We start from the raw sequence: 11,951 nt of genomic DNA on the forward strand, positions 1-11,951 counted from the left end.
GGTCAGAGGCTCGCCTGCTTCGTCTTCGGTGCCGGGACCGAAAGCGAGGCGGTGATGTCTTCCATCGGGGCGAGCTGCTCAAGCGGACCGATCGCCGAAAGCGTCGGAACGGTGTCGTAGAACAGGCGACCCGCTAGGTCGGTCAGACGCTCTATGGTGATGCCTTCCAAGCGCTCCATCATCTCCGGATTGGAGATCGGGCGACCGTAGAGCATCATCTGCCGGGCGACCTGGCCGGCACGGGCGGCGGGGCTTTCCTGGCCCATGAGAAGCTGGGCGCGGATTTGCGCGCGGGCGCGCTCGATTTCCTTCTGATGGATGCTGTCGGCCGACTTGTGCAACTCGTCGATGATGACGGGCACCAGTTCCGGCAGGTTCTCGCCACCGGTGGCGGCGTGGATACCGAAGATGCCGGTATCGGAAAAGCCCCAGTGGAAAGCGTAGACGGAATAACAGAGGCCACGGAACTCGCGCACTTCCTGGAACAGGCGGGAGGACATTCCGCCGCCGAGAATATTGGCGAGGATCTGCGAGCAATAGAAATCGCGGGCGTGGTAGGCCTTGCCCTCGAAGCCGAGCAGGATCTGCGCGTCCATGAGGTCGCGCGGCTCACGCAAATTGCCGCCGATGTAGCGCGCTGGCTCCATGACCGGCGGCGCATTGGGCGTGGTCGGCAGGCTGGCGAAGCGGTCTTCGACCAAGCGAACGAATTCGTCATGCTCGACGGCGCCCGCCGCCACCACGAACATCCGGTCGGTCGTGTAGTTGCGGCCGAGATAGGTGCGGATCTGCTGCGGCGTAAAGGAAACGACGGTTTCCGGCGTGCCGAGGATCGGTCTCCCGAGCGTCTGGCCGCGATAGGCGACCTCGGAGAAGCGGTCGAACACGACGTCGTCGGGCGTGTCGTTGGCCGCGTTGATCTCCTGCAGGATGACCTGCTTCTCGCGCTCCAGCTCTTCTTCCTCGAAGGCGGATTCCGTCAGGATATCGGCGAGGATATCGACGGCGAGCGGTACATGATCCTTCAGGACACGGGCATAATAAGAGGTCGTTTCGGTGGAGGTCGCAGCGTTCACTTCGCCGCCGACATCCTCGATTTCCTCGGCGATCTCGCGGGCGGAGCGGCGTGCCGTTCCCTTGAAGGCCATGTGTTCGAGCAGGTGGGCAATACCGTGTTCGTCTTCCGTCTCGTTACGCGAACCTGATTTGATCCAGACTCCGAGCGCAGCGCTTTCAAGGTGCGGCATGGTCTGTGTGACTACTGTCAGCCCGGATTTGAGCCGGGTGCACTCAACTGTCATGTGCTATCTTTCTGCGCTTGCCGTCATCTAGCTGCGGGCATGCTTGCCGATAAAGGTTTCAACCGCTTTGAGCTCGGGCTCGATGATCTGGAAGCGCTCCTCCCTGTGCATCACATCAGCAAGCCACGTCGGAAGCGCCGGGTCAATACCGGAGGCGGATTTTACGGCAGCGGGGAATTTCGCCGGATGCGCAGTCGCAAGCGTCACCATCGGCGTATTCGGCTTTTCCCGCTTGGCGGCGACGAAGACGCCGATCGCGGAATGCGGATCGAGGAGATAGCCGGTTTCTTCATAGGTCTTGCGGATCGTTTCTGCCACCTGGCGCTCGCTTGCGCGACCGGCACGGAAATCCTTCTTGATGAATTTCAGCGCTTCGGGCGAAATTTCGAAACCATTGGATTGCTTGAGGCTTTCCATTGCGGCGCGAACCTTGGAGGCGTCGCGGTCATAGGCTTCGAACAGCAGCCGCTCGAAGTTCGAGGATATCTGGATATCCATGGAAGGCGAAGTCGTAGCCTTAACCGCTTTCATATCGTAGCGGCCGGTTTTCAACATGCGCGCCAGAATATCGTTCTCGTTGGTGGCGATGACGAGTTTGTCGATCGGCAGTCCCATCCGCTGGGCGCAGTAGCCGGCGAAGATATCGCCGAAATTGCCCGTTGGCACCGTGAATGAGATCTTCCGGTCCGGCCCGCCGAGTGCGATCGCCGTCGTGAAATAGTAGACGATCTGGGCCATGATGCGCGCCCAATTGATCGAATTGACGCCCGAGAGCTTCACCTTGTCGCGGAAGGCCGTGTCATTGAACATGGCTTTGACGAGGTTCTGGCAATCATCGAAATTGCCTTCCACGGCAAGCGCGTGCACGTTGCCCGATGTCGACGTCGTCATCTGGCGCTGCTGTACGGGCGAAACCTTGCCATGCGGGAAGAGGATGAAGATGTCGGTGCGCTCGCGGTTGGCAAAAGCATCGATCGCTGCACCACCCGTATCGCCCGAGGTGGCGCCGACGATCGTTGCCCGCTCGCCGCGCTTTTCCAGAGCGTAATCCATCAGGCGGGCAAGAAGCTGCATCGCCACATCCTTGAAAGCGAGCGTCGTGCCGTGGAACAATTCCATCACGAAACTGTTCGGGCCGGTCTGCACCAGCGGCGCGATCGCCGGATGGCGGAAAGTGCCGTAGGCTTCGTCGATCATCGCCCGGAAGGTTTCGTCCGGGATTTCGCCATTGGTGAAGGGCGAAAGGATGGTGAAGGCGATCTCCTGATACGTCTTGCCGCGCAGCGCCCGGATTTCCTTTTTGGAAAAACTCGGCCATTTGCGCGGAACATAGAGCCCGCCATCGCGCGCCAGCCCTGCCAGAAGGGCGTCGCAAAAGCCGAGGGAAGGGGCCTCGCCGCGGGTCGAGATATAGTCCACGTTCGTCATCCTTGATCTATGGCTGGAGAGTTTCCGCGCGAAAAACGGACAGTCGCCGCGTTGAAAAGAGGGAGCTTGCCGGCTCGCCGGGGCATTGCCGCAGGTATGTTATTGAAGTTGCCCGCATCCGGCGCCGAAAAGTGCATCAAAACGGTGCTTACCCAATCGATTTTTCTTTGCGCCGCTGATATAGACCATCGCCAACTGTCATGAAAGGCCTTGCGGGAAAGTCGCAAGCACCTAGAAGAAAAGCGTCTGCAAGGGGTGGAATATCGTGCTCGGCAAGGTCTCGCGTCTCATTGTTTCTGCATCGCTTTTTGCCGCCCTTGCCGGCTGCAATTCGCTTGGCCTCGGCGGCGACAGCAAGCCTGAGGCGACCGCCGCGGCAACCGGCCCGGCGCCGCTTCAGCCGAATGGCGATGCCCAGATCATGCCGGTCGCACCGACCAATCCTTCGTCGAACCAGGCCCCGATCGGGACCGGCGTTACCGCACAAGGCAGGGTCGCGCCGGTGGTTCAGGGCGCTTGCCCGCAGATATTCATGCGCGATCAGGATGCGATCTATCGCACCTACGCGAAGGGCGCAAAGGCCGGCGACCCGCAGCAAGTCGTCTTCCAGGCATCCTTCGGTGACTACACCCGCCAGTGCACGCTGAACGATACGGCACTTTCGATGACCGTCGTGGCGCAGCTTCGCCTCGTCGCCGGCCCGGGCGGCGCCTCCGGCCCGGTCACCTTGCCGATCCGCATCTCGGTGCTGGATGGCCAGGATGTTTTGTCGTCCGAAGTCGTGAATTTCCCAGCCCAGATCCCGGCCGGCGCACCGGCGACCCAGGTCATATTCCGCCATGAAGGCATCAAGATGCCGGTCGGCTCCGGTGCTCTCGTGCGCGTCAATGTCGGTTTCGACACTCAGCCCTCCAAGAACGCAAAGAACTCGAAGAAGAAGAGCAGCTGAAGCATCGGCCGCTTGATCACTCCTGCGAGACCCAACGCGCCCATTGACGTGGTGCATGCTGCCGCGCGACAAACATCACCCTAGATGCAAAAAAGCCCGCAGGTTGCGGGCTCCCGGTGCGGATTTTTTCCGCTAGAGTTTCAAGGCTGCGCCCTTAAAGCACGCCTTCCCACTCCGCCAACGCGGCGACAACGCCGGGCAGATCGTTCATGCGTGAAATCACCGTCTCTGCGCCCGCATCCGTCAACTTGTCGGCATGCGACGGATAGGTATGCGAGCCGCCGGTGAAGCCGATAACGCGCATGCCTGCCGCGCGTGCAGCATGAACGCCATGAGTGGAATCTTCGACGACGACAGTCCTGGAAGGCGAAACGCCCATCTGGCTGGCGCCATGCAGGAAAATATCCGGCTTCGGCTTGGCACGATCGGGGCCGAGATCCTTGGCGGAGAAGATGTTTGGTGCAAAGAGCTGCTTCAGGCCGACCTTGCCAAGCATCATATCGAGCCGCTTGCTCGAGGAATTGGAGCAGATGCAACGCTTCATCGGAAGGCGGCCGACGGCATATTCGACACCGGGGATAGCCTGTACTTCCTGTTCGAGCCGCACGTCCAGGATCTGCTGCGACTTGTCGAGCAGGGATGCCGAGATCGGAATGCTGGCCTCGCGCTCGATCTGGAAGAGTATGTCCTGCCAGGTCAGGCCGGCGAAGCGCTCGTTCATCTCCTCGACGCTGATCGGATAGCCTGCTTCGGTCAGCAGCACCGATTCCACGTTGGCAGCGATGATTTCGGAATCGACCAGAACGCCGTCGCAGTCGAAGATGATGAGGTCGAAGCCGTCCATATACTCATGCCTTATTCGGGGATGATGCGGCTTTACACGATGGCCGCCGAAAGCTCAATCGGCTGCACGGCATGGCTGGAATGCATTGTGCGGGCAGCTTTGCCGGGAGCAGGTTCCGTCCCACCTCGACAAGTCCTGCAGGGCTCGCTACTTGATGGCAATGAGCAGGGAACCTGAAGACACCATCACCGCGCGCATCGCCCGCGTGCTTGCAGAGCGCATCGTCCATGGCGAGATTGCGCCTGGCGCTCGTCTTCGACAGGACCATATTGCCGAGGAGTTCGACACCAGCCATGTGCCGGTACGCGAGGCTTTCCGTCGGCTGGAGGCGCAGGGACTGGCGATAAGCGAGCCGCGCCGTGGCGTTCGCGTCGCCTCCTTTGATCTCGCCGAGGTGCGCGAGGTCGCTGAAATGCGCGCCGCACTCGAAGTGCTTGCTTTGACACATGCCAGCCGCCACTTGACGCCCGCCATTCTTGACGCCGCGGAGGAGGCGACACGTGAAGGTGATGCCGCTGCCGATGTGCATGCCTGGGAAGAGGCGAACCGCCGCTTCCACCGCCTGATCCTCACCCCTTGCGCCATGCCGCGCCTGCTCGCCTCTATCGACGACCTCCATGCGGCAAGTGCCCGCTTCCTGTTTTCCGCCTGGCGATCCGGTTGGGAAAAACGTACGGATCACGATCACAGGGCCATCCTTGCCGCACTTCGCCAGGGCAAGGCGGAGGAGGCTGCCGCCATCCTGCAGAAGCATGTGCAGTGGATCGGACGTGCCCCGCAACCCGCCCAGAAGGGCGGCGAACGTGAAGCCTTTGCCATCGTCGGCTGAATTCTCAAAATTGTAGGTACCTGAGCGAGTTTTACACCATGGTCGCTCGCAACCATTCAGGAATACGCTTGTCGCGCCTTAGCCTTCCAGCGGAAAGAGCTTGAGGAACTGCCGCTCGCCTTCGGGTGAAAAGACCACAGAGCGGCTTTCCGGTATCCGCCTTGCCCAGCCCTTCTCCATGAAATTCGAAAGCAGCGCCTTGCCGAGGCTGCCGGCAAGATGGGCGCGGCGTTCGCTCCAGTCGAGGCAGGAGCGGCAGAGCGGCCGGCGCGAGGACTTGAGGCTGGCGACATCGATGCCGATACATTGCAGATCGCTCTCGCCTTTCGCCGTCACCGCAAGCCCGTCGCCGATGGCATCGATCGACCCAGAGGCAACGAGGCTGTCCAGCATGCGCACGCCAAAATCGCCCGCCAGATGATCGTAGCAGATGCGCGCCTTGCGCAGCGCCGGGTCTTTCGGACCAGGCTGATGGCGCAAATGACCTCGGCTTGCCGCAAGGCCCATCATGCTTTCGATCAGCCGTGCGACGGCCTCGTCGGCGAGCGTGAAGTAGCGGTGCCGCCCCTGTTTGCGCTGCGCCAGCAAGCCGCCGGCTTCGAGTTTTGAAAGGTGCGTGCTTGCGGTCTGCAGGGTGATGCCGCCGGCCGCAGCAAGTTCGGTTGCCGTCAGCGCGCGCCCGCCGGTCAGCGCCGCCAGCATATTGGCGCGCGCTGGATCGCCGACGAGCGCGCCGATCTGAGCAATGTCAGGCCCTTCTTTCATACTTCGATGGTAACCGAAGCATTCTCGTACGGCAATGTGCGAAAACGCTTCGCACACGAAAGGAGAAAACGATGATCACTTGCTTCATCCGCTACGAGATCGACCCGTTCCGCAAGGATGCCTTTGCCGAATATGCCCGCAACTGGGGGCAGGCGATCCCGAGAAACGGCGCCGACCTGATCGGTTATTTCGGCCCGCACGAGGGTTCCGCGACGACGGCATACGGTGTCTACAACATCGAAAGCCTGACAGCCTATGAGGCCTATCGCGCAAGACTTGCCGCCGATCCGCTCGGTCGGGAGAACTACGAATTCGCCCGCCGTGAACGCTTCATCCTGAAAGAGGACCGCATCTTCCTGAAGAATGTCTCGGCCCCACATGCGAGACTGGTACTGCCATGATCGCCGTCATCTTCGAAGTCATCCCCTATGTCGGCGAACGCCATCGCTATCTCGACTTGGCCGGCGAACTCAGATCCGAACTCGAAAAGATCGACGGCTTCATCTCCATCGAGCGTTTCGAGAGTCTGACTATGCGCGGCAAGATCCTCTCGCTCTCGTTCTTCAGGGACGAAGAGGCGGTCCGCGAGTGGCGCAATCTTGAGGCCCATCGCGCGGCCCAGAAGGCCGGCCGCAACGGCATTTTCGCAGACTATCGCCTGCGTATCGGCCAGGTGATCAGGGATTATGGCATGATCGAGCGGGCCGAAGCACCTGAAGACAGCAGGCACGTCCATAGCCTTCATGTAGTGGAATGAAAGGGGCAGGCACCGGCTTGGTGCTTGCCTCTCTCCTACGCGCAAACCCGAATATTTTCCCGAAACGGGTCGATGCTTCAGCCTTTGGTAACCAACTTGCGTAACCATAACGGACAGTTAAGCGTAAAGCGTATGAGTGAGTATCTAAATGGCGTCTGTTTTTCCGCTTGCCGACCTCAAGGCTTCCGTCAAGCCGGGTTCTTGGGTCGACACGATCATCAAGGGCGATTGCGTCGCAGCCCTTGACGCTCTTCCGAACCAGTCGGTTGACGTCATCTTCGCCGATCCGCCGTATAACCTCCAGCTTGGCGGCACGCTGCACCGGCCGGACCAGTCGCTGGTCGATGCGGTCGACGACGAATGGGATCAGTTCGCCTCCTTCGAGGCCTATGATGCTTTCACGCGCGCCTGGCTGCTCGCCTGCCGCCGCGTTCTGAAGCCGACGGGCACGATCTGGGTCATCGGCTCCTATCACAATATCTTCCGCGTTGGCGCTACGCTGCAGGATCTGAACTTCTGGATCCTCAACGACATCGTCTGGCGCAAGACCAATCCGATGCCGAATTTCAAGGGCCGTCGTTTCCAGAATGCCCATGAAACGATGATCTGGGCGAGCCCGAACGCGAAGGCCAAGGGCTATACCTTCAATTACGATGCCATGAAGGCCGCCAATGACGATGTGCAGATGCGCTCCGACTGGCTCTTCCCGATCTGCAGCGGCAACGAGCGCCTGAAGGGCGAGGATGGCAAGAAGGTCCATCCGACGCAGAAGCCGGAAGCGTTGCTCGCCCGCGTCATCATGGCCTCGTCGAAGCCCGGCGATATCATTCTCGATCCCTTCTTCGGATCGGGAACGACCGGCGCCGTTGCCAAGCGTCTCGGCCGCCACTTCGTCGGCATCGAGCGTGAGCAGGATTATATCGATGCGGCCTCTGCCCGCATCGCCGCCGTCGAGCCGCTCGGCAAGGCGGAACTGACCGTCATGACCGGCAAGAAGGCCGAAGCCCGCGTCGCCTTCAACGTGCTGGTCGAAAGCGGCCTTATCAAGCCCGGCCAGGTGCTGACGGATGCCAGACGGCGTTATAGCGCCGTGGTACGCGCCGACGGCACTGTCGCCGCTGGTGGCGAGGCCGGCTCCATTCATCGTCTCGGCGCGAAAGTGCAGGGCCTTGATGCATGCAACGGGTGGACCTTCTGGCACTTCGACGACGGGCAATCCCTGCGCCCGATCGACGACTTGCGGTCCATCATCCGCAGCGACCTTGCAAAGATGGATTGAGCAACATCTTGCAAGATTGAGATACAGCTTCTTCCGGTTTGTACCTCCAGTTACGGAAGAAGAAACAAGAAGCCCGGGGCCGAAAGACCCCGGGCTTCTTGTTTCTGCAAAAGCGGCAGCAATCTCGCCTCAGAATTCCTGGTAGTCGGTCACATCGACCCGCGTAACCTTGCCGTCCGCATTGAAGGTGATCGTTTCCTCGCCTTCGCGGATCAGCGGCTTGCCGGTCTTGCTGTGTGTTGCCCGAACAGACCAGACGGCCCGGCCGGAAAGCGGCGTCAGCGTTTCCACCAGGGAGTTTTCTGCTGTCTGGTCAGGGTAATCGTCGAAATAGCGTCGGAAGGCAGCCATGATCTCGGCCCGACCGGCAAGGCTGCCGACGCCGTTGGAGACGTAGGTCGCATCATCGGCGAACCAGCGCTCGATCTCGGGAAAATCGAGCGCGTTGATTGCCGCGTGGAAGCGGTCGATGGCGTCAGCGGGATCGAAAGCCATGGCTCAGGCCCTCAAACCGTAAGTCGCGAGGTCGGCGCGCAGCTTGTCGGCGCCGGTGAAGAGCACGGCATTCCAGCCGGCGGCCTTAGCGCCCTCGACATTGACGGGTGCGTCGTCGATGAAGATCGTCGCAGCCGGATCGAGGTCGAAACTCTTCGCATGCGTTTCGTAGATCGCGATATCGGGCTTGATGAGGCCGACATCACCGGAAACGGTTACGCCGCGCGGCTTCTTGAGGAAGGGAAAGCGTTCCTGCGCCTCGCGGAATGTGTCGGACGCGAAGTTGGTCAGCATCGTCACGTCTCGGCCTTCATTGATGAAGCCCTCCATGATCGCGACGCTGTCTTCATAGGCGTGCGGTATCATCTCGTGCCAGTTCTTGCGAAAGCCGCGGATATGCTCTTCGCGGTTCGGATGCTCCTTGATCAGCAAGGCCTCGGCATCGGCCCAGGTGCGGCCGCGGTCCTGCTCGACGTTCCAGTCGTGCGTGCAGATATTGGCGAAAAACCAGGTGCGCTCGGCCTCATCGGGAATGAGGCGGCTGAAGGGAATTTGCGGATCGTAATGAATAAGAACTTTGCCAATATCGAAAACGATATGCTTGATGTCGTTTGCCATAATCATCCCTTGGCTGTTTTGAACGCGAGAGGAATAGCCGCTGCGATCGCTTTTTTCATGATAGTCGGCAGCGCCTGAGCTTCAAGATTTATAACTGGCTCCCACCAGCCGTCATCGATTTGTAGGCGATTGGTAATTGCCACGCGGAAGATCGAAAGCTTGAGCTCGAAATGGGTGAAGACGTGGGTGACGCTGCCGGCGCTCTCCCAGTCAGCCTTGAAGGGTGCCGCTTCGGCTGAGGTCTCGCCGTCCTGCCGCGCGGTCCATGCTGTCGTCGGAATTTCCGTCATGCCGCCGAGCAGGCCGCTCTCAATCCGCCGCCGAAGCAGGATATCGCCGTCGGAGGTGACCGCGACGAAGGCCGCACCCCGCCGGATCGGCTTTTCCTTCTTGGCGGCCTTGACCGGAAACTGCTCGGGATCATGCAGGCTGAGCGCCTCGCACGATCCGTTGAACGGACAGAGCGAGCAGGCCGGGCGCTTCGGCGTACAGATGGTGGCGCCGAGATCCATCATCGCCTGGGCAAAATCGCCGGGTCGGTCAGCCGGCGTCAGCAGCGCCACCTTCTGGCGCATCAGCGGTTTGCCGGCTGGAAGCGGCGTGGCGATGGCATAGAGCCTGGAGATGACCCGCTCGACATTGCCGTCCATCACGGCGGCCTGCCGGTCAAAGGCGATGGCCGAGACTGCCGCGGCCGTATAGTCGCCGATGCCGGGCAGCGCTTTCAGGCCTTCTTCGGTGTTGGGAAAGATGCCGCCATGCTGGCTCGCGACCGCCTCGGCGCATTTCTTGAGATTGCGTGCCCGTGCGTAATATCCAAGTCCCGCCCAGGCTGCCATGACAGCTTCAACGGGTGCATTGGCGAGATCGGTCACTGTTGGCCACTTCGCCAGGAAATTCGCGAAATAGGGTTTGACCGCTTGCACCGTCGTCTGCTGCAGCATCACCTCGGACAGCCAGACGTGATAGGGATCGGCCTTGATGCCGCGCTTGGCCATCGGTGGCGAAACCCGCCAGGGAAGGTCGCGATGATGGCGGTCGTACCATTCCAGGAGAGGGGAGGCATTCGGCGCGTCCGGTGTGCGTATCGTCATTATTTGCCGCGATCGGGGGAAGTGATCTATACTTGGCGAAGCAAGGCGGCGTGATCAAGCCGACGGCCGCCGATGGACGTCGCTTACCAAGGTTTCGATGAGTTATCCACGCAAAGATGAGAAGCAGATTGCAGAGCTGACGAACGGCATCATCGATCCGGTTCTCGCTCGCCGTGCCGGCATCAACAGCGCACTTCTCGGCTCCTGGGACGAAATCGCCGGCGAGGACTTCGCCGATTGCACCCGCCCGGAAAAGATTGCCTGGGCCCGCGGCGGCGGCGATGATGGAAGCTTCCGTCCCGGTGTGCTGACGGTTGCCTGCGAAGGCGCACGCGCTCTTTTTCTCACCCACGCGCAGGGTGAGCTTATCCAGCGCATCAACAGCTTCTTCGGCTTTGCCGCCGTCCACCAACTCCGCATCGTCCAGAAACCGGTCTACCAGCCGGTCAAACGTTCCCGCACGCCGCCGCCCTTGAAGGGCGAGGCGGCCCGCAAGCTGGAAGGGATGATGCAGGGCCTGGAGGATGAAAAGATCAGAAAGGCGATCGCTCGTCTGGGGACGGCGGTATTGGGCAAGCGGGGCAGATAGGTGTCGTTTGACGCCTCGCCGGCGACCGTCGCGTGATTGACGATTTCGATGACGACGCGGTCCGGTTTCTGGTTCTGCGTGTCGGCAATCGTCACGATCTCAATCGATAGGGCAAAATCCTGCACTCTTTTGACTATTCGTCTTTCGCAGGTCACAATTCTTTGAAGAAAGTTGGCGAAGCGTGCCTTGTTAGCGGCTTCTGGCCGTTATATCGCACAAGCAGCTGCCACACTTGTTTATGGGGAACCCATGCGCATCTCTGAAATGCAATTGACGAAACGCCAGCTTCTGGGCGGTGTCGCCGCCGCAACCGCATCCATGGCGGTATACGGTACGGCGCAGGCGCAGGCAGCCCCGGAAATTCCGAAGCCGGACGGCGATGTCGACATGGCCAAGGTGCTGGAGCCCGGCGCGCTGCCGGAAATGGCACTCGGCAAAGCCGATGCCCCGGTCAAGATCGTCGAATATATGTCGATGACCTGCCCGCACTGCGCCCACTTCCACAACACGACCTTCGACACCATCAAGCAGAAATATGTCGATACCGGCAAGGTCGAGTTCATCCTGCGCGAATTCCCCTTTGACCCCCGCGCTGCCGCTGCCTTCATGCTCGCCCGCTGCAACCCGCAGAAGCCTGATGAGCTCGCAACACCCGAACAGTATTTCCCGATGGTCGCCATGCTCTTCAAGCAGCAGCAGGTCTGGGCAGCAGCCGATGATGGCCGCGCTGCACTGCTGCAGATGTCGAAGCTTGCCGGATTTACTGAGGATAGCTTCACGAAGTGCTTGACGAACCAGAAACTGCTGGATGAAGTGAATGCCACGCGGGAACGGGGTTCCAAGGACTTCGGCGTCAATGCCACGCCGACGTTCCTCATCAATGGCAAGCGCTATTCTGGAGACATGCCGGTTGACACCATGTCGGCCCTCATCGACAGCCTCCTCTGATCCGTACCGTTTTGCGAAGGCGGGCGACGGCGAAAGCCGTGCGCCCGCTTTTTCT

Annotated in this window: 14 protein-coding genes; 7 read left to right on the forward strand and 7 right to left on the reverse strand. The window is 60.7% G+C overall.

Features of this window, described 5'->3' with window-relative positions:
• Positions 1-2: 2 nt before the first annotated feature.
• Complete coding sequence (locus AC1DF8_RS23980) at positions 3-1,301, reverse strand: M16 family metallopeptidase (RefSeq protein ID WP_478155320.1); 1,299 nt, start codon at positions 1,299-1,301, stop codon at positions 3-5.
• Between the two features lie 27 nt (positions 1,302-1,328).
• Entirely contained in the window at positions 1,329-2,729 is a 1,401-nt protein-coding gene (gene thrC / locus AC1DF8_RS23985) for a threonine synthase (RefSeq protein WP_478155321.1), read from the reverse strand.
• Between the two features lie 262 nt (positions 2,730-2,991).
• On the opposite strand from thrC, the gene AC1DF8_RS23990 reads away from it, so the two are divergent.
• Complete coding sequence (locus tag AC1DF8_RS23990) at positions 2,992-3,678, forward strand: hypothetical protein (protein ID WP_183848403.1); 687 nt, start codon at positions 2,992-2,994, stop codon at positions 3,676-3,678.
• 154 nt (positions 3,679-3,832) lie between these two features.
• On the opposite strand, the gene AC1DF8_RS23995 is transcribed toward AC1DF8_RS23990, so the two are convergent.
• Positions 3,833-4,522 carry an HAD family hydrolase gene (locus AC1DF8_RS23995; RefSeq protein WP_112542977.1) on the reverse strand — a complete coding sequence of 230 codons (690 nt, stop codon included), beginning with the start codon at positions 4,520-4,522 and terminating at the stop codon, positions 3,833-3,835.
• Between the two features lie 160 nt (positions 4,523-4,682).
• Between AC1DF8_RS23995 and AC1DF8_RS24000 the strand changes: the two genes are divergently transcribed.
• Positions 4,683-5,351 (forward strand): GntR family transcriptional regulator, encoded by a 669-nt coding sequence (locus AC1DF8_RS24000; RefSeq protein ID WP_112543128.1) that lies wholly within the window; start codon positions 4,683-4,685, stop codon positions 5,349-5,351.
• 78 nt (positions 5,352-5,429) lie between these two features.
• On the opposite strand, the gene AC1DF8_RS24005 is transcribed toward AC1DF8_RS24000, so the two are convergent.
• A complete protein-coding gene (locus tag AC1DF8_RS24005) occupies positions 5,430-6,116 on the reverse strand; it encodes an ArsR/SmtB family transcription factor (RefSeq protein ID WP_478155322.1) in 687 nt (228 codons plus the stop codon).
• Between the two features lie 71 nt (positions 6,117-6,187).
• Between AC1DF8_RS24005 and AC1DF8_RS24010 the strand changes: the two genes are divergently transcribed.
• The 3 genes from AC1DF8_RS24010 (at position 6,188) to AC1DF8_RS24020 (ending at position 8,152) form a co-directional block, all read left to right on the forward strand.
• Positions 6,188-6,517, forward strand: a complete 330-nt coding sequence (locus tag AC1DF8_RS24010; RefSeq protein ID WP_112971054.1) for an NIPSNAP family protein — start codon at positions 6,188-6,190, stop codon at positions 6,515-6,517.
• Positions 6,514-6,873 (forward strand): antibiotic biosynthesis monooxygenase family protein, encoded by a 360-nt coding sequence (locus AC1DF8_RS24015; protein WP_112971053.1) that lies wholly within the window; start codon positions 6,514-6,516, stop codon positions 6,871-6,873. The genes AC1DF8_RS24010 and AC1DF8_RS24015 overlap by 4 nt, the downstream gene beginning before the upstream one ends.
• A gap of 148 nt (positions 6,874-7,021) precedes the next feature.
• Positions 7,022-8,152: a site-specific DNA-methyltransferase gene (locus AC1DF8_RS24020; RefSeq protein WP_112542981.1), complete on the forward strand. Its 1,131-nt coding sequence runs from the start codon at positions 7,022-7,024 to the stop codon at positions 8,150-8,152.
• Positions 8,153-8,281: 129 nt separating this feature from the next.
• Here the strand turns inward: AC1DF8_RS24020 and AC1DF8_RS24025 are convergent, their stop codons facing one another.
• The 3 genes from AC1DF8_RS24025 to mutY are packed head-to-tail and all read right to left on the reverse strand — an operon-like array spanning position 8,282 to position 10,359.
• Complete coding sequence (locus tag AC1DF8_RS24025; RefSeq protein ID WP_113014997.1) at positions 8,282-8,647, reverse strand: nuclear transport factor 2 family protein; 366 nt, start codon at positions 8,645-8,647, stop codon at positions 8,282-8,284.
• A 3-nt stretch (positions 8,648-8,650) separates the two neighbouring features.
• The gene (locus AC1DF8_RS24030) at positions 8,651-9,265 is read right to left on the reverse strand and encodes an HAD family hydrolase (RefSeq protein WP_478155323.1); all 615 of its coding nucleotides are present in this window, start codon (positions 9,263-9,265) and stop codon (positions 8,651-8,653) included.
• A 2-nt stretch (positions 9,266-9,267) separates the two neighbouring features.
• Entirely contained in the window at positions 9,268-10,359 is a 1,092-nt protein-coding gene (mutY, locus tag AC1DF8_RS24035; protein WP_478155324.1) for an A/G-specific adenine glycosylase, read from the reverse strand.
• Between the two features lie 97 nt (positions 10,360-10,456).
• Here mutY and AC1DF8_RS24040 point away from each other — a divergent pair, with 97 nt between their 5' ends.
• A complete protein-coding gene (locus tag AC1DF8_RS24040; protein ID WP_112971050.1) occupies positions 10,457-10,948 on the forward strand; it encodes a DUF721 domain-containing protein in 492 nt (163 codons plus the stop codon).
• Between the two features lie 249 nt (positions 10,949-11,197).
• The gene (locus AC1DF8_RS24045; RefSeq protein WP_112542986.1) at positions 11,198-11,896 is read left to right on the forward strand and encodes a DsbA family protein; all 699 of its coding nucleotides are present in this window, start codon (positions 11,198-11,200) and stop codon (positions 11,894-11,896) included.
• Positions 11,897-11,951: the final 55 nt, after the last annotated feature.

The sequence above is a fragment of the Rhizobium sp. 05N49 genome (assembly GCF_056396805.1).